Below are 16,735 nucleotides of genomic sequence, written 5' to 3'. Positions count from 1 at the left end.
CCCCGCAGAGGGGGGAGGGGCCACCCGCGGGCGACCGGCGACGGCATGACCGACTGGCCCGCCCTGCGCCGCAAGGCCCGCGAGACCCTCATCGGCACCGCCCGCCGCCTCGGCGCCGGCACGCCGGCTTCCTTCGGCGCCTCCGACGACGACGGCGGGCGCCAGAACCTGCTGCTGCTGGTCCAGCTGCGCTGGATCGCGGTGGCCGGCCAGGTCATGACCGTCGCGGTGGCGCAGGGCGCGCTCGGCATCGCGCTGCCGCTCGGGCCGATGGCGATCGTGCTGGTCGGGCTCGTCCTCCTCAACCTCGCCAGCCTCGGCTGGCTCGCCCGCGGCGGCCGCGTCACCGAGGGCGTGCTGTTCGTCGCCCTGCTCCTCGACGTCGTCGCGCTCACGGTGCAGCTCTACCTCAGCGGCGGCGCCACCAACCCGTTCACCTCGCTGTTCCTGCTCCAGCTCACCCTGGCGGCGGTGCTCCTGAGCAGCCAGGCGACCCTCGGCCTCGTGGCGCTGACCACCGCGTCGCTCGGCGTCCTGATGCTCGCCTACCGGCCGCTGGTGCTGCCGCCGGGGGAGGGCGAGGACGACCTGTTCCGGCTCTACCTCGTCGGCATGCTGGTCGGGTTCGTGATCGACGCGGCCCTGATCGCGGTCTTCGTCACCCGGGTCTCGCGCAACCTGCGCCGGCAGGATGCCCGGCTCGCCGACCTGCGCCAGCGCGCGGCCGAGGAGGACCACATCGTCCGGATGGGCCTCCTCGCCTCGGGGGCGGCGCACGAGCTCGGGACCCCGCTCTCGTCGCTCTCGGTGATCCTCGGCGACTGGCGCCGGATGCCCGAGCTCACCGCCTCGCCCGACATCGTCCGCGAGATCGAGGAGATGCAGGAGGCGGTCGGGCGCTGCAAGGCGATCGTCACCGGCATCCTGCTCGCCGCGGGTGCCGCCCGCGGGGAGGCGGCCCACGTCACCAGCGTGCGCGGCTTCGTCACCGAGCTCGTCGGCGACTGGCGGCGGATGCGCTCGTGCTTCTGCCTGCAGGTGCGCGACGAGTTCGGCGAGGACGAGGAGATCGTCTCCGACACCGCCCTGAAGCAGGTCCTGTTCAACGTCCTCGACAACGCCCTCGACCTGTCGCCGAGCTTCGTCGAGCTGGCGATCCTGCGGGAGGGCGATACCCTGCGGCTCTCCGTCACCGACCGGGGCCCGGGTTTCGCGCCCGAGATGCTGGCGCGGCTCGGCCAGCCCTATACATCGAGCAAGGGGCGCCTCGGCGGCGGGCTCGGGCTGTTCCTCGTCGTCAACGTCGTGCGCAAGCTCGGCGGCACGGTGGAGGCCCGCAACCGTAGCTACGGAGGCGCCGTCGTGACCATCAGCCTGCCGCTCTCGAGCCTGACGGTGTAGGATGTCCGACGACGACCGCCTGCTCGTCATCGTCGAGGACGACGACCGCTTCGCCGCCACCCTGACCCGCTCGTTCGAGCGCCGCGGCTACACGGTGGTGAGCCTGACGGGCCTCGCTCCCCTCGAGGCCCTGCTCGCCGCCCGCACCCCGGCCTACGCCGTGGTCGACCTCAAGCTCAACGGCGAATCGGGCCTCGCCTGCGTCAAGGCGCTCCACGACCACGATCCCGGCATCCTCACGGTGGTGCTGACGGGCTATGCCAGCATCGCCACGGCGGTCGAGGCGATCAAGCTCGGCGCCTGCCACTACCTCGCCAAGCCCGCCAACACCGACGACATCGAGGCGGCGTTCTCCAAGGCGGAGGGCGACGTCGCCGTCTCGCTCGACGGCCGGCCGACCTCGATCAAGACGCTCGAATGGGAGCGCATCCACCAGACCCTGGTCGAGACCGACTTCAACATCTCGGAGACGGCGCGGCGCCTCGGGATGCATCGCCGGACCCTGGCACGCAAGCTCGACAAGCAGCAGGTGAAATAGTCCTGCTCCGTTTCCGCATGGCTGGTGCGTGCGGAATGCGGTTTCGCATCCTGGCGGAGGCGCCGCACCCACGGTAACGTCCCGCCCGATTTGTCAGGAGGAGACGCCATGAACCCCCCGTCCGCCGCGGTCGCGACCCAGACCAACCTCAGCCCGGTGAAGCCCAACGAGGGGAGCCGCGGCGCGTTCCGGTGGGACGACCCGTTCCTGCTCGACGACCAGCTCACCGACGACGAGCGCCTGATCCGCGACTCGGCCCGCAGCTTCGCGCAGGAGCGGCTGCTGCCCGGCATCGTCGAGGCCTATGCCGAGGAGAAGACCGACCGTTCGCTCTTCAACGCCATGGGCGAGCTCGGCCTCCTCGGCGTCACCCTGCCGGAGGAGTACGGCTGCGCCGGCGCGTCCTACGTCGCCTACGGCCTCGTCGCCCGTGAGGTCGAGCGGGTCGATTCCGGCTACCGCTCGATGATGAGCGTGCAGTCCTCGCTCGTCATGTACCCGATCTACGCCTACGGCGACGAGAACCAGCGGAAAAAGTACCTGCCGAAGCTCGCCTCGGGCGAGTTCGTCGGCTGCTTCGGCCTGACCGAGCCGGATGCCGGCTCGGATCCCGCCGGCATGAAGACCCGCGCCGACAAGATCGACGGCGGCTATCGCCTCTCGGGCGCCAAGACCTGGATCTCGAACGCCCCGATCGCCGACGTGTTCGTGGTCTGGGCGAAGTCGCCCGCCCACGACAACCAGATCCGCGGCTTCATCCTCGAGAAGGGGATGAAGGGCCTGTCGGCGCCGAAGATCAAGGGCAAGCTGAGCTTGCGCGCCTCGGTCACCGGCGAGATCGTGATGGACGGCGTCGAGGTGCCGGAGAGCGCGCTGCTGCCCAACGTCTCGGGGCTGAAAGGCCCGTTCGGCTGCCTCAACCGGGCGCGCTACGGCATCTCCTGGGGCGCGCTCGGCGCCGCCGAGGATTGCTGGCACCGCGCGAGGCAGTACACGCTCGACCGCAAGCAGTTCAACCGGCCGCTCGCCCAGACCCAGCTGGTGCAGAAGAAGCTGGCCGACATGCAGACCGAGATCGCGCTGGGCCTCCAGGGCTCGTTGCGGGTCGGCCGGCTGTTCGACGAGGGCCGGATGGCGCCGGAGATGATCTCGCTGGTCAAGCGCAACAATTGCGGCAAGGCACTGGCGATCGCCCGCGAGGCGCGCGACATGCACGGCGGCAACGGCATCATGGGCGAGTACCACGTGATGCGCCACGCCCAGAACCTCGAGACGGTGAACACCTACGAGGGCACCCACGACGTCCACGCCCTGATCCTGGGCCGGGCGCAGACCGGGCTGCAGGCGTTCTTCTAGCCTTCTACGGCTTTTCGCCAGTATTCCAGGCTCCCCGGGTTCACCGGGGAGCCTGCCGCCCGGTCGAGGCCGAGAATCTCCTCGTGGAAAGCCCTGGCCTCTTCCGGCCCGACGAGGTCGCGCAGGGCGGTGAGGATGCGGCTGATCCGCAGGTGGTTGTGGTCGAAGGCCGTGAGCCATCCGCCGGTCCCGGCATAGAAGCGCAGCATCCGGTCGCGGGCGGACAGGAGCCCGGCCCGCGCCGCCGGGTCGGCCCGGATCGCCTCCGCCTCGGCCGCTCCGAGCACCGGCGCCCCCGGCACCGCCCGGCTCGCCTCGCGGAGCGGGAACAGCCACTGGATGAAGTCGTGCACGCCCTCGATGCGGGCATCGTCGAAGGCCAGCACCTCGGCAAGGCTGCGCCCGCGTCCGTCGCGGCCGCGGCCGGCGAGGAAGGCGTGGATCGGTCCCGCGATCGGCTCGTCCATGCGTTCGCCTCCTCGTGCCGCCCCTCCCGATCTATGGCGAGGCGCAGCGGCGGACAGGCGGGGCCGTCGCGCAATCGAGGCTGCATTGCTGGCGCGCGCCGCAGAACCACGACAGGCTGCCGCTCTTGAGGCAGGCGCCGCCGCACTGGCGGTAGCTGCCGTAGATCGGACGGACATAGACCGGCTCGGTCAGCACCCGCGCCCGGCCCTCCTGCGCCGCGACGAGGGCCGGCACGGCGACGAGCGAGAGGGCGATCGCCGTCGTGCAGGAGCGAAGGAGGGACATGACCGGGCCGCCGTTGCGAGGGACCCGATGATCGGATCAACGTCCCGGCCGGTCGATTAAATTGCACTTCACGGTCGCGGAGCGCGGGTCAGGCTGCCGCCCGCCGCTCGGCCCGCGCCGCCTCCAGCGCCCGCACCCGCGGGATCACCTGCTCGCCGAAGTATTTCACCTCCTCCTGGAAGTGCAGGAAGCCGAGGAGCGCGAGGTCGGCGCCGGCATCCTTGAGCGCCAGGATGCGCGCGGCGATCTGGTCCGGCGTGCCGATCAGGTTCGAGCGGAAGCCGTCGTTGTACTGGACGAGGTCCTCGAAGCTCGACGTCGCCCAGTTGCCCTGGCGTTCCGGCGAGGCGGCGCCGGCATTCTTCACCTCGTGGCCGAAGGCGCGCACCGCCTCGGGGTCGGCCTGCGCGATGATCTCGCGCAAAACGGCCTGCGCCTCCGCCTCGGTGTCGCGGGCGATCACGAAGGCGTTGACGCCGATCTTCACGCTCCGCCCCTCGGCCGCGGCCTTGTGGCGGATGTCGTCGACCTGGGTCCGGATGTTCTCGGGCGTGTTGCCGTTGGTGAAGTACCAGTCCGAGACCCGGGCCGCCATGTCGCGCGCCGCCCGCGACGAGCCGCCCTGGAAGATCTCCGGCAGGGGCTCGGCCGGCTTCGGCTTCAGGGTGTAGTCGCTGTAGCGGTAGAAGTCGCCGCGGAAGGTGAAATTGTCCTGCGTCCAGATTCCGCGCAAGGACCGGATGAACTCCTCCGAGCGGCGGTAGCGCTCGTCGTGGTCGAGCCAGGGCTCGCCGATCGCCCGGAACTCGCCCGAGAACCAGCCGCTGACGATGTTGACGGCGATGCGCCCAGCCGTGAGCTGCGAGATCGTCGCGACCTGCTTGGCGGCAATCGTCGGGTTCCACGGCCCGGGCAGGAGAGCGGCGATCACCTTCAGCTTCGTCGTCGCGGCAAGCAGCGCGTGGCTGAAGGCGACCGATTCGTGCTGGTACTCGGCGCCGTAGCCGGCGGTGAACCGGATCTGGGTCAGGGCGTAGTCGAAGCCCGCCCGCTCGGCGAGGCGCGCCAGCTCGCGGTTGTAGTCGGCGTCCCAGCTCGTGCGCTGGGGGATCTTGCTGATGACGAGGCCGCCGGAGACGTTCGGCACCCAGTAGGCGAAGCGGATCGGCTCGGGCTTCTGCTGCGTCATGGCGCGTCCTCGCTCATCGATGATCAAGAAGAGCCGGCGCCGTCATGATGAAACGGCGCGGTTGACCTTCAGTATCGAAGGTCGTTTCCGCGCCGTCAAAAGCATCGTCGTGCTTTTTTCCTGCCCGCGCAAAAAGCCCGTTCTCCCGAACGCGGCCCCCGCGCGGACGATCTTCCGTCAGGTCGTCCTCGGCCTGGTCAAGGCTTGGCGCTCAGGCCTTGGGCCGCTCGCGGTTGCCGTATTGCGCCAGCTCCAGCCGGGCGATCGAGCGGTTGTGGACCTCGTCCGGCCCGTCGGCGAGGCGGAGCGTGCGGATGCGGGCGTAGGAATAGGCGAGGCCGGCATCGCTGCTGACGCCGGCGCCGCCATGGGCCTGGATCGCGTCGTCGATGATCTTGAGCGCCATGCGCGGGGCCGCGACCTTGATCATCGCGATCTCGAGCTTGGCGCCCTTGTTGCCGACCTTGTCCATCATGTCGGCCGCCTTCAGGCAGAGAAGGCGGGTCATCTCGATGTCGGTGCGGGCCTCGCCGATGCGCTGCTCCCAGACCGAGTGGTCGGCGATGCGCTTGCCGAAGGCGACGCGGCCGAGCAGCCGCTTGGCCATCTTCTCCAGTGCCTCTTCGGCGACTCCGATGGTGCGCATGCAATGGTGGATGCGCCCCGGCCCGAGGCGGCCTTGCGCGATCTCGAAGCCGCGGCCCTCGCCGAGCAGCAGGTTCTCGGCCGGCACCCGGACGTCGTCGAGGATCACCTCGGCGTGCCCGTGCGGCGCGTCGTCGTAGCCGAAGACCGGCAGCATCCGCACCACCTCGATCCCGGGCGTGTCGAGGGGCACGAGGATCTGCGATTGCTGCTGGTGCAGGGGCGCGCTGGTGTCGGTCTTGCCCATCACGATGGCGACGGCGCAGCGCGGATCGCCGACGCCCGACGACCACCACTTGCGGCCGCTGATGACGTAATGGTCGCCGTCGCGGCGGATCCGGGTTTCGATGTTGGTGGCGTCCGAGGAGGCGACGTCCGGCTCGGTCATCAGGAAGGCCGAACGGATCTCGCCCGCCATCAGGGGGGTGAGCCAGCGCTCCTTCTGCGCCTTTGTGCCGTAGCGGTGCAGCACCTCCATGTTGCCGGTATCGGGCGCCGAGCAGTTGAACACCTCGGAGGCCCACTGGATCCGGCCCATCTCCTCGGCGCAGAGCGCGTAGTCGAGGTTGGTGAGCCCTGCGCCGCGGAACGCGCCGTCGTCGTGCTGGGGAGAGGGCGGCAGGAACAGGTTCCACAGCCCGGTCTCGCGGGCCTTGGGCTTCAGCCGCTCGATCACCGGCACCGGCTGCCAGCGGTCGGTGCCGAAGGCCTCCATCTCGGCCTTGTAGGTTGGGACCGCCGGGCGGACATGCTCGTCCATGAAGGCCCGGACCCGGTCGCGCCAGTGGCGCTGCCGCTCGGAGAGGGTGAAGTCCATGCGCGCTGATCCTCCCGTGGCCGGGGTCTCGACGCCCCGACGCTCCGGACCGGAGCCTAGCGCCAACCGGGCGCAAGCAAAACCGTCTTTTCGAAAGGGGCGAGGCGCGTGCGCTGCGCCGGCTCCGTACCGGATCTTCGAAGATCAGTCCCGGTAGACCCGCTCGTAGCGCCGCCCGAGCCCGGTCAGGATCTCGTAGCCGATCGTGCCGGCGTTGCGCCCGACCGTGTCGAGGTCGAGCCCGTCACCGATCAGCGTCGCGGGCGCGCCGCGGTGCAGGGCCTCCCGCGGCGCCTCGCTCACGTCGAGGATGATGAGGTCCATCGAGACGTTGCCGGCGAAGGGGCAGCGCACGCCGCCGACCACGGCCTCGCCGCGGCCGGTCGAGGACCGCGGGTAGCCGTCGGCGTAGCCGAGCGACAGGGTGGCGAGGCGCCGGGGGCCGCGGGCGACCCAGCGGGCGTTGTAGCCGGCGGTGGCGCCGGCCTCGACCTCGCGGACCTGGAGGATGCCGGCGTCCAGCCGCACCACCGGACGCATCGGGTTGTCGCGGCCGGGGCGCGGGTTGCCGCCGTAGAGCGCGTAGCCCGGCCGCGCCAGGTCGGCGCGGCAGGAGGCGAGGAAGTCGCCCGAGGAATTGGCGAGCGAGGCCCGGATCCCCGGATAGGCGGCGCGCACCCGGGCGAACTCGGCGGCCTGGTGGTCGGTGAGGGGATCGTGCTCGACCTCGGCGCTGACGAGGTGGCTCATCAGGAGGTCGATGCCGGCCTGCGCGACGACCGGGTCGCCGGCGAGCGCCAGGGCGTCGGGCACCGAGACGCCGAGGCGGTTCATGCCGGTATCGACGTGGAGGGCCGCCGGGCGGACCGTGCCCGCGTCCCGGTTCGCCGCCGCCCATTCGGCGACCTCGTCCCGCGAGCCGAGCACCGGGCGGAGATCGGCATCCCGGTAGGCCCGGGCGCGGCCCGGCGGGAAGCCGTTGAGCACGTAGATCGCCGCCTCGGGCAGCGCCTCGCGGGCGGAGAGCCCCTCCGACAGGTGGGCGACGAAGAAGGTGCGGCAGCCCTCTTCCCACAGGGCCGGCGCGGCCCGGGCGATGCCGCAGCCGTAGGCGTCGGCCTTGATGACGGCGGCGGTCTCCGGGCACTCCGCCTCCAGGGCGAGGCGCCGCCAGTTCGCCCGCAAGGCCGCGAGGTCGACGGTGAGGCGGCCGCCGTGGCCGATCGGGGTGGGCTCGGTCATGATCTCGCTCCTGGCGCCCGGTCTATCGCCCGAAGGGGGCAGCGCCAAGGCCGCGGCGAGGGGCGGCCCGGCTTTCGGTCGGGCCGCCGGCGCGTCAGTGGTTGTCGGGCAGCCGGTCGCTCTGAGCGAGGTTCGAGAACCGGGTGATCTCGGCGTCGAACTGGAGTTCCACGGTGCCGGTGGGGCCGTGGCGCTGCTTGCCCAGGATCACCTCGGCCTTGCCGTAGACGCGGTTCATCTCGGCCTCCCAGGTGAAGAACTCTTCCGTGCCCTCGCGCGGCTTCTTGTTCTTGACGTAGTATTCCTCGCGGAACACGAACATCACCACGTCGGCGTCCTGCTCGATCGAGCCCGATTCGCGCAGGTCCGAGAGCTGCGGCCGCTTGTCGTCGCGGGCCTCGACCTGGCGCGAGAGCTGCGACAGGGCGACGATCGGCACCGCCAGCTCCTTGGCGAGCGCCTTCATGCCGGTGGTGATCTCGGTCATCTCCTGCACCCGGTTCTCGCCCTTCTTGGACGAGCCCGACAGGAGCTGGAGGTAGTCGACGACGAGGAGGTCGAGGCCGCGCTGGCGCTTGAGCCGGCGGGCGCGCGCCGCGAGCTGGGCGATCGAGATGCCGCCGGTCTGGTCGATGTAGAACGGGATCGTCTGCATGTCCCGGGCGGCGTCGGTGATCTTGTAGAACTCCTCCGGCCGGATGTCGCCGCGGCGGATCTTGTAGGAGGCGACGCCCGATTGCTCGGCGATGATGCGGGTGGCGAGCTGCTCGGCCGACATCTCGAGCGAGAAGAAGCCGACGATGCCGCCGTTCTTGGTCGCGATCGAGCCGTCGGGCTGCTTCTCTCCCACGTAAGCTTTCGCGATGTTGAACGCGATGTTGGTGGCGAGCGAGGTCTTGCCCATGCCCGGCCGGCCGGCCAGGATGATCAGGTCCGAGGCCTGCAGGCCGCCCATCTTGGCGTCGAGGTCGGACAGGCCGGTGGCGATGCCCGACAGCCGCCCCTCGCGCTGGTAGGCCTTGGCCGCCATGTCGACCGCCGCCGTCAGGGCGTCGGAGAACTTCTGGAAGCCGCCGTCGTACTTGCCGGTCTCGGCGAGCTCGTAGAGCCGGCGCTCGGTCGCCTCGATCTGCTCGCGCGGCGAGGTCTCGACCGGGGCCTCGTAGGCGCCGTTGACCAGGTCCTCGCCGATCGTGATCAGGCGCCGGCGCAGCGCCAGGTCGTAGATCGTGCGGCCGTAATGCTCGGAGTTGATGACCGTGGTGGCCTCGGCGGCGAGCCGGGCGAGGTACTGGCCGACGGTCAGGCCGCCGAGGTCCGCGTCGCCGAGATAGGTCTTGAGCGTGATCGGGCTCGCGAGCTTGCCGGCCTTGATCAGCGTGATCGACACCTCGTAGATCCGCCGGTGCACCTCCTCCATGAAGTGCTCGGGCAGCAGGAAGTCCGAGACCCGGTAGAAGGCGTCGTTGTTGACCAGGATCGCGCCGAGCAGGGCCTGCTCGGCGTCGATGTTGTGGGGGGCGACGCGGTATTCCTGCTGCACGGGCTCGAGGTTCGCCGTCAGGGTGCTGGGAATGGCCATCCGGCGGGGCTCCGGGCGAGAGGGGGCGGCGAGAGGGGACGTGGTGTCGGATCGTCAAACGCGGCGGCGACCATCGCACCGCTATCGTTGACCAAACCTTGACCGAAGGACGGCGGGAGGGGCCTGAAACGAGAGCGGGGCCCGCGACTCGCGTCGCGGACCCCGCCATGCTGGAACAAACTGGGAACAAGTCAACCCCGGTTGCCGGGCTTGTCCCCGCTGTCCCGGCTATCCCGCCCGGGAGGACGGGACGGCTTGGGGACGGCTCAGCGGTCGTCCGCCTCCGGGCCGGCCTCGGCGAGGGCGGCACCGACCTCGAGGCCGAGGTCGTCGAGGTTGAACTCCTCGCGGGTGGTGGTCGACTCGCCGCGGGCCTGACGCTCGGCCTCCTCGGGGCTGCGGGCGACGTTCACGGTCACGGCGACCTCGACCTCGGGGTGCAGCACCACCGGAACGGTGTGCAGGCCCAGGGTCTTGATCGGCTGCGCGATGTTGAACTGGTCGCGGTTGACCGAGAAGCCCTCCTGGGTGACCACCTCGGCGAGGTCGCGCGGGGAGACCGAGCCGTAGAGCACGCCGGTCTCGCCGGCCTGGCGGATCAGCACGAAGCTCTTGCCGTTGAGGGTCTCGCCGACCTTCTCGGCCTCCGAGCGGCGCTCGAGGTTGCGGGCCTCGAGCTGGGCGCGCTGGTCCTCGAAGCGCTTCTTGTTGCCTTCGGTGGCGCGCAGGGCCTTGCCGCGGGCGAGGAGGAAGTTGCGGGCGAAGCCCGCCTTCACCTTCACGGTCTCGCCCATCTGGCCGAGCTTGGCCACGCGCTCGAGCAGGATCACTTCCATGGTCGTCGTCCTTCCAATGCGAGGCCTCGCGGGCCTCCGGGTGGTGATGGCGGAACGGGCCGCCTTCGGGGAACCGGACCGCCCGTGGGCGGTCCGGGGATGGCGTGTCAGGCTACCGGAGGAGCCTTCGGAGGAGCCTCGGCCGGCCGGCGCCGCCCGGTGAGGGCGTCGACGAGGCCGAAGAGCGAGAGGGCGGCGAGCGCCAGGCCCTGCGTGAGGAACACCAGCACGTAGAGGCCGACGAGGAGCGGCGTGCGGCCGGGCTTGCCCCGGCTGCGGTCGTGCAGCGCCGCCAGGCCCTGCAGCGCCAGGGCGGCCGCGAAGGCGCCGAGCAGCGCGACCCCGAAGGCGCCGGCGTAGCCGGGCGCCGCCGCGAGCACGGCCCCGACCGGCAGCGCCCACAGGGCCCGGCGCGGCAGGGCGGTGGCGGGAAGGTCCGGCCAGGGCCGGGCCAGGCGGCCCGAGATCTGCACCACCCGGGCGCCGGCCCAGAGATAGAAGGTCAGCAGCAGGGTGAAGGTCGTCGCCATGATGGCGGGGGCGAGGCCGGCGACCCGCTCGGCGATGCGAGCGAGGTCGTCCTCCTCGAGCCCGGCGCCCCGGGACGGGGTCTCCTGCATCTGGAGCTGGAGCATCGCCCGGGCGAGGCGGCGGACCCGCTCCTGGTAGGCGGCGTGGTCGCCCGAGGACAGCATCACCACGACGATGAGGGCGATCGCCGCGGTGACGGCGACCCAGGCGAGCAGCCGCCCGGTCGGGTACCATTCCATCCCGCCGGCCGCCGTCCCACCGGAGACTTTGGGGCGGCCGAGCAGCGCGAGGTAGCCGAGCCACCAGGCGGGGAGCGCCGTCGAGACCAGGAAGGCGAGGCCGCGCAGGGGCGAGGAGGCGAGCGCGAGGGCGAGCGTGCCGGAGGCCGCGGCGACGAGGCCGGTCCGGTGGCTCCAGCCCATCGCGACGATCAGGATCGGCAGCGGGGCGAGCAGGTAGAGCGCCAGCGCGAGCGGCGTCGCCTGGACGACGACCCCGATCAGGAGCGCCGAGGCGAGGCCGGCGACGACGCCGATGCCGGTATGACGAAGCATGGAGAACCCGTCCGCTGTCCCGCCGCCCGGTCCGGGCGGGGTTAGAGGCGGTGGATCACCGCCCCAGCGACCCGGCGGCGGGAGCCGCCGGGTTGTTGATCGGAGGTTTAGCGGATCACGTAGGGCAGGAAGCCCAGGAAGCGGGCGCGCTTGATCGCCTGGGCGAGCTCGCGCTGCTTCTTGGCCGACACCGCCGTGATGCGCGAGGGCACGATCTTGCCGCGCTCGGAGACGTAGCGCGAGAGCAGCTTCACGTCCTTGTAGTCGATCTTCGGGGCGTTGGGGCCCGAGAACGGGCAGGTCTTGCGCCGACGGAAGAACGGACGACGGCCACCGCCGCCACCAGCACCGAAAGCCATGGCTTACTGCTCCTCGTTCGTGTTGCGCTCAGGCCGCTCGGCCCGCTCCGGACGGTCGCCGCGGTCCGGGCGATCGCCGCGCTCCGCGCGATCGCCGCCGCCGAAGCCGCCGGCGAAGCCGTCGTCGTCGCGGCGACGGCCGCGCTCGCGGTCCTTGCGCTCGTCGCGGTCACGCTTCTGCATCATCGCGGACGGCTCGGACTCGAGCTCCTCGACGCGCACGGTCATGAAGCGCAGCACGTCCTCGGAGATGCGCATCTGGCGCTCCATCTCGGCGAGGGCCGCCGGGGGAGCGTCGATGTTCAGGAGGGTGAAGTGCGCCTTGCGGTTCTTGCGGATGCGGTAGGCGAGGGACTTCACCCCCCACATCTCGGTCTTCTCGACCTTGCCGCCGTTCTGCTCGATGACGGACTTGTAGGTCTCGATCATCGTTTCGACCTGCTGCGAGGTCACGTCCTGGCGAGCCAGGAACACATGCTCGTAGAGAGCCATGATGGGCCTTTCTCAGGGAGACTTTGGCCCGCTGCCCGAAGTCGCGGGTGCGGTTCTGGCGTCGGGCCGGTTCGTCCTCGCGTCGCACGGCGCCAAGCCCTTCGAGCCTGCAAAGGCCCGAGCGGTTGTTCGAAGGCGGAGACACCGGACGACGGGGCGAGCCCCTACGACGGGCGATGAGCCCGCCGCCGTCCGTTCAGCCCCCGGCCGGAGCGAACGCGAGGCGCGGCCTATAGCAGGTTGACGGGAAAGGGCAAGGGGGTCCCGGCGCGGAAACGCCGACGGGCCGGGCGGGCGGCCTTGGGCTAGGGTGTCGGCGGAGCGCCGGCTGCTAAGCCCCGCGTAACCGTGCTGCCCTAGGCTGCCGCAACGTTCGTCCACCGATCGCTTCCCAGGAATCCCGCACGATGGCCTCGGCAGCGGCCCCCCGGCCCGACAGCTCCGTGCCGCCGGCCGGCGCCCTCTCCCTCGCCGACCTCGTCGACGAGGCCGAGCGGGTCGCCGCCCGCGACCGCGCCGGGCGGGCGCTGCACGGCGTGGCCGATCTCCTGGTCGCCGACGCTCGGCGCTTACCTGCGCGCCCGCCCGGGTCCGGCCCCGACGGCGGAGGCGGCCGGCCTCGCCGTGCAGGTCTACCGCGCCGTGGCGGTGGCGCGGGCGCGGGATCTGGTCGCTGAGCGGCAGCGCGCCGCCCCGGATTCGGCCGAGCTCGGCTGAATCGATCCGCCGGGCGGAGACGGGCGGGCGTGCCGGGATCGGAGGAGGAACGAGGCGCCGTTTCGGAAGCCGGCCTCCGGCGCGCGTCGCATCGAACCGTTGAAGCATTGCCGAGGACGCAGCCGATCGCGCTGCGCTCGGCTGCGTCCTCGATACCGTGCGGGCGGCCTGACGCCGGTACTACGGCTTCTTCGCCGTCGCCCCGAGATGCTTGTCGAGGAAGCCGGCGATCTCGGTGAAGACCTCGCGGGTCTCCGGCGCGGCCGGATCGAACAGGTACTGGGCGTGGCTCATGCCCTCGAACACCTGGAGCGAGGCCTCGACCCCGGCCTGGCGCAGCTTGCGATGGGTGCGCACGGTGTTCGACAGGAACAGGTCGCGGGTGCCGGTGGTCAGGATGGTCGGGGGCAGGCCGCGCAGGTCGCCGTAGATCGGCGAGAGCTGGGGGTCGCGCAGGTCGTGGCCGGCGGCGTAGAGCCGGGCCGCCCGGGTCAGCACGCCGTCATAGGAGACGAGCACGTTGTCGAGCCACTCGTTGGCCTTGTAGCTGTCGCCGGTCTCGGTCAGGTCGGACCACGGCGTGCCCGGCGCGATGGCGGCCGGCAGGGCCACGCCCTCGCGCTTGGCCCGCAGCATCAGCGCCAGCGTCATGCCGCCGCCGGTCGAGGTGCCGAACACCGCCATGTTCTCGGCCGGCTGCAGGGCGAGCGCCGCCTTCCACACCGCCATGGCGTCGTCCATCGCCGCCGGGTAGGGCGCGTCGGGCGGCATGCGGTAGTCGAACGAGATCACCGTGAAGCCGCCGAAGGCCGCCATCAGCACCGCCTCGAGCGTGCCGGCCTCGCCCGGGTTGTAGACGTAGCCGCCGCCGTGGATGTGGATCAGCAGCCGGTGGCGGTTGCGCTCCGGCACCTCCTTGGGGGCGATGATCCAGGCCTTGACGCCGCCGATCACCTCCGGGGTCGAGACGACGCCGAGGCGCTCGCGCAGGGCCGGCAGCGGCGCGGCGGTCTGGGCGGCGAGCCGGGTGACCAGGGCCTTCCACTCCGCCGCGCTGCCCGGATCGGCGTTCCAGGCCGGGGTCTGGTAGGGCGCGGCGATCGCCGCCTGGAACTCGGGGCTGACCGTGCCCGGCACCGGGATGCGCCGGCCCGGCACGGTGCGCGGGCCGGGCTTGGCGTTGGCGGCGTTCTGGGCCGCCTCGAGCCGGGCGAAGTCCGAGGCGTCGGCGTTCGGGGCCGCCGCATTCTGCGCCACGACCGGACCGCCCGACAGGGCGGCGGTCAGGCAGGCGAGGGTCAGCAGGGCGGCGGGGCGGCGCGGGCCGGGCAATGGGCGCGGGTCCTGTCAGCGGGGAACCCCGCACGATTCGCACGCCCGCCCTCATCCGACAAGACGCCCGCGCTTCGCCTCACGGCATCCCGCGCCGCAGGGGCGAGCTCGCGTAGCCGTCGAGCAGGTCCTGCGGGTCGCGGTAGATCGCGGCGCAGCCGGCCGCGCTCAAATCCGCCTCCGGGAAGCCGCCGCACAGGACGCCGATCACCGGCAGCCCGGCCTTGACCGCCGCCTCGGCGTCGTAGGGCGAGTCGCCGATCACCACCGCCTGGCCCCGGGCCGGGTGCCCGAGCCGTGCGAGGGCCGCGTCGAAGATGTCGGGATGCGGCTTCGAGCGTTCGGCCTCGTCGGAATTCGTCGCCACGTCGACGAGGTCGCGGATGCCGGCGATCTCCTGGTAGCGCGCGACCTCGTCCGCCTTGCCCGAGGAGGCGAGCGCCAGAACGTGGCCCTCCGCCTTCAGCCGCTCGAACAGGGCCCGCACGCCCGGGAACGGCCTGACCTTCGGCAGGTAGTCCCGGGTGAACAGCTCCGAGCGGAATGTCTCGATCGTCTCGCCCTCGCGCTCCAGGCGCTCCTCGGGCACGAAGACCGGCATCAACTGGTCGCCGCCCTTGCCGATCTGGCCGCGGACCGCGTCGACCGGCACCGCGATCCCGAAGGCGCGGAAGGCCTCGGCCCAGGCCTCGGCATGCAGGTCGACGCTGTCGAGCAGGGTCCCGTCGATATCGAAGATCAGGTTGCGGATCATGGCGGGGCCTCGTCTGTTGCAGCCAGGCACGAAAGCCCGGCAAAGCGCCGGGGTTCCGCGCGCTGCCGGCGGTGCGGCTGGCCTTCGGCCGTCCCGATCGTTAGAGGTTCGGCAACGCCGCTTTCCGCCGGCCGGCGGGGCGGTCTTCGCAAAGACGTGAAGTGGGAAGCACCGATGTCCGTCCTGTCCAGAGCCTGCCTCGTCGTGGCCGTGGCCGCGCTCGCGGGCGGCTGCATCAACAATCCCCTCGGCCAGGTCGGCGGCGTGCTCCCGGCGGGCGACGTCGGCCCGCCGCCCTCCCTGCGCGGCGACGTGAAGCTGCCGGCCCGCAGCAACGGCGACCTCGCCCAGGCGGCGACCGAGCCGACGCGCCGCCTCAACGTCCCGTCGAGCACCCGCGGCAGCGACACCCTGAGCGCCGCGCCGCGCCGCATCCGCCGCGACGAGATCGAGGGCGAAGGCGGGCCGAGCGGCAGCGGCGGCAGCAGCCTGTCGCCCTCGATCGGCTCGGGCGGCTCGGTCGGCCTCGGCGGCAAGTTCTGAGGCGGCAAGTTCCGGGGCTGCAAGTCCCGGGGCTGCAAGTTCCGGGGCCACGGCCCTAGCGGGATCGGGACTCTGCCGGTTCCCGCTTGTGCCGGGCAGTCGTCTCCCGAGCGCTCTTCTCCTGAGCGCCCTTCTCCCGGGTCGTCCTGGCGGCCCGGGTCGCCTGCGCCCGGGCGGTCTCGCGCAGGCGCCGCAGGCGCTCCTCCAGGCCGGCGCGGGTCGCCGGCCACCAGCCGCGGCCGGGCGCGTCCGGCGCCGCCGCCGGCACCGTGTCGGCGATCTCGGCGGGTGTCGGGATCCGCCACCAGCCCCAGACCAGCGGCCCGTCCGCGGTGATCCCGGGATAGTGCGCCAGCGCCGCGGTCTCGGCGACGGGGGCGTCGTCGAGGGCCTCGAACACTACCACACCGGCCTGCGCCACCTCCACCGCCGCGCCGAGCGGCGGCGGGTCGGCCCGCGGCACCGGGTGGCGCCGGCGGCGGCGCTCCGCCTCGGCCGCGGGGTCGCGGGCGGCCTCGCGCCGGGCCCGGCGCGCCGCCGGCTCGCTCGAGCGCGCCGCCTCCTCGATCCCGTCCCACACTTCCTTCAGCGCCTCGTAGGAGCGCCAGGGCACCCGCCAGGCCCGGATCTCCGGCGCCCAGGCGGCGAACGGGATGGTGCGCAAGGTATCGACGACCGTGCGCGAATAGGGCGTGCGGACCAGGAGCGCCTCGGCGCCCGCCGTGAGATAGGGGCTCTCCAGCGGCTCGAAGGCGTAGGCGTCGCGGCCCTTGTCGTCGCCGTAGGCGTCGAGCGACGAGATCTCCCGGGCGATCCAGGCATCGGCCCGCTGCTCGGCGGTGGTGCCGGGCACGAACCAGCGCCGCAGCTTGCGCCGCCAGCGGGCGGTCGGGAACGTGTCCTTGAAGCGGGCGAGCAGGGCGCGGTCGAACGGCATCGCCACCAGCACGCCGGGGCGCTTGAGGGTCCCGGGCGCCACCGCGAAGCCGGCCCCGCGGGCGACCTCGCCGGCGGGCGCGTCGCGCTCGGCTGGCCGGTCGTCCTGCCGCTCGTCTTGCCGCTCGTCTTGCCGCCCCTCGTCGCCCATGGCCGCC

The 16,735-nt window shown here is 72.0% G+C and carries 17 protein-coding genes; 4 read left to right on the top strand and 13 right to left on the bottom strand.

The window, feature by feature from the left end; genetic code table 11:
* The 3 genes from A5481_RS07935 to A5481_RS07925 form a co-directional block, all read left to right on the top strand.
* Window positions 1-1,401 (top strand): ATP-binding protein (locus tag A5481_RS07935; RefSeq protein ID WP_425350162.1); only part of this gene is annotated, 1,401 nt, incomplete at its 5' end.
* A 1-nt stretch (window position 1,402) separates the two neighbouring features.
* Window positions 1,403-1,939 (top strand): response regulator transcription factor, encoded by a 537-nt coding sequence (locus tag A5481_RS07930; RefSeq protein ID WP_048435845.1) that lies wholly within the window; start codon window positions 1,403-1,405, stop codon window positions 1,937-1,939.
* 108 nt (window positions 1,940-2,047) lie between these two features.
* Window positions 2,048-3,295: an acyl-CoA dehydrogenase gene (locus tag A5481_RS07925; protein ID WP_048435846.1), complete on the top strand. Its 1,248-nt coding sequence runs from the start codon at window positions 2,048-2,050 to the stop codon at window positions 3,293-3,295.
* On the opposite strand, the gene A5481_RS07920 is transcribed toward A5481_RS07925, so the two are convergent.
* The 12 genes from A5481_RS07920 to A5481_RS07865 all read right to left on the bottom strand — a co-directional run bounded on the left by A5481_RS07920 (window position 3,292) and on the right by A5481_RS07865 (window position 15,098).
* Window positions 3,292-3,762 carry an opioid growth factor receptor-related protein gene (locus A5481_RS07920; RefSeq protein WP_048435847.1) on the bottom strand — a complete coding sequence of 157 codons (471 nt, stop codon included), beginning with the start codon at window positions 3,760-3,762 and terminating at the stop codon, window positions 3,292-3,294. The genes A5481_RS07925 and A5481_RS07920 overlap by 4 nt on opposite strands.
* Before the next feature lie 31 nt (window positions 3,763-3,793).
* The gene (locus tag A5481_RS07915; protein ID WP_053082509.1) at window positions 3,794-4,048 is read right to left on the bottom strand and encodes a hypothetical protein; all 255 of its coding nucleotides are present in this window, start codon (window positions 4,046-4,048) and stop codon (window positions 3,794-3,796) included.
* A gap of 88 nt (window positions 4,049-4,136) precedes the next feature.
* Window positions 4,137-5,237 (bottom strand): dimethylsulfone monooxygenase SfnG, encoded by a 1,101-nt coding sequence (sfnG, locus tag A5481_RS07910; RefSeq protein ID WP_048435848.1) that lies wholly within the window; start codon window positions 5,235-5,237, stop codon window positions 4,137-4,139.
* Between the two features lie 211 nt (window positions 5,238-5,448).
* Window positions 5,449-6,699, bottom strand: coding sequence for an acyl-CoA dehydrogenase family protein (locus tag A5481_RS07905; protein ID WP_048435849.1), 1,251 nt, complete (start codon window positions 6,697-6,699; stop codon window positions 5,449-5,451).
* A gap of 144 nt (window positions 6,700-6,843) precedes the next feature.
* A complete protein-coding gene (gene alr / locus A5481_RS07900) occupies window positions 6,844-7,941 on the bottom strand; it encodes an alanine racemase (RefSeq protein WP_048435850.1) in 1,098 nt (365 codons plus the stop codon).
* A gap of 94 nt (window positions 7,942-8,035) precedes the next feature.
* Window positions 8,036-9,523, bottom strand: coding sequence for a replicative DNA helicase (locus A5481_RS07895; protein ID WP_048435851.1), 1,488 nt, complete (start codon window positions 9,521-9,523; stop codon window positions 8,036-8,038).
* Between the two features lie 266 nt (window positions 9,524-9,789).
* Entirely contained in the window at window positions 9,790-10,359 is a 570-nt protein-coding gene (rplI, locus tag A5481_RS07890) for a 50S ribosomal protein L9 (protein WP_048435852.1), read from the bottom strand.
* 107 nt (window positions 10,360-10,466) lie between these two features.
* Window positions 10,467-11,444 carry a DUF2232 domain-containing protein gene (locus A5481_RS07885; RefSeq protein WP_048435853.1) on the bottom strand — a complete coding sequence of 326 codons (978 nt, stop codon included), beginning with the start codon at window positions 11,442-11,444 and terminating at the stop codon, window positions 10,467-10,469.
* Between the two features lie 107 nt (window positions 11,445-11,551).
* Window positions 11,552-11,803 (bottom strand): 30S ribosomal protein S18, encoded by a 252-nt coding sequence (gene rpsR, locus A5481_RS07880; RefSeq protein ID WP_012332436.1) that lies wholly within the window; start codon window positions 11,801-11,803, stop codon window positions 11,552-11,554.
* A gap of 3 nt (window positions 11,804-11,806) precedes the next feature.
* Window positions 11,807-12,295: a 30S ribosomal protein S6 gene (rpsF, locus tag A5481_RS07875; RefSeq protein WP_048435854.1), complete on the bottom strand. Its 489-nt coding sequence runs from the start codon at window positions 12,293-12,295 to the stop codon at window positions 11,807-11,809.
* An 897-nt stretch (window positions 12,296-13,192) separates the two neighbouring features.
* Window positions 13,193-14,344 (bottom strand): alpha/beta hydrolase, encoded by a 1,152-nt coding sequence (locus tag A5481_RS07870; RefSeq protein WP_425339760.1) that lies wholly within the window; start codon window positions 14,342-14,344, stop codon window positions 13,193-13,195.
* A gap of 79 nt (window positions 14,345-14,423) precedes the next feature.
* Window positions 14,424-15,098, bottom strand: coding sequence for an HAD family hydrolase (locus tag A5481_RS07865; RefSeq protein ID WP_197514158.1), 675 nt, complete (start codon window positions 15,096-15,098; stop codon window positions 14,424-14,426).
* A gap of 174 nt (window positions 15,099-15,272) precedes the next feature.
* Between A5481_RS07865 and A5481_RS07860 the strand changes: the two genes are divergently transcribed.
* The gene (locus tag A5481_RS07860) at window positions 15,273-15,641 is read left to right on the top strand and encodes a hypothetical protein (protein WP_048435855.1); all 369 of its coding nucleotides are present in this window, start codon (window positions 15,273-15,275) and stop codon (window positions 15,639-15,641) included.
* A gap of 55 nt (window positions 15,642-15,696) precedes the next feature.
* Here the strand turns inward: A5481_RS07860 and A5481_RS07855 are convergent, their stop codons facing one another.
* Complete coding sequence (locus A5481_RS07855) at window positions 15,697-16,728, bottom strand: hypothetical protein (RefSeq protein ID WP_064503869.1); 1,032 nt, start codon at window positions 16,726-16,728, stop codon at window positions 15,697-15,699.
* Window positions 16,729-16,735: the final 7 nt, after the last annotated feature.

The sequence above is a fragment of the Methylobacterium platani genome, from assembly GCF_001653715.1.
Classification (GTDB): Bacteria; Pseudomonadota; Alphaproteobacteria; order Rhizobiales; family Beijerinckiaceae; genus Methylobacterium; species Methylobacterium platani.
This window is presented reverse-complemented; position numbering and strand designations above follow the sequence as displayed.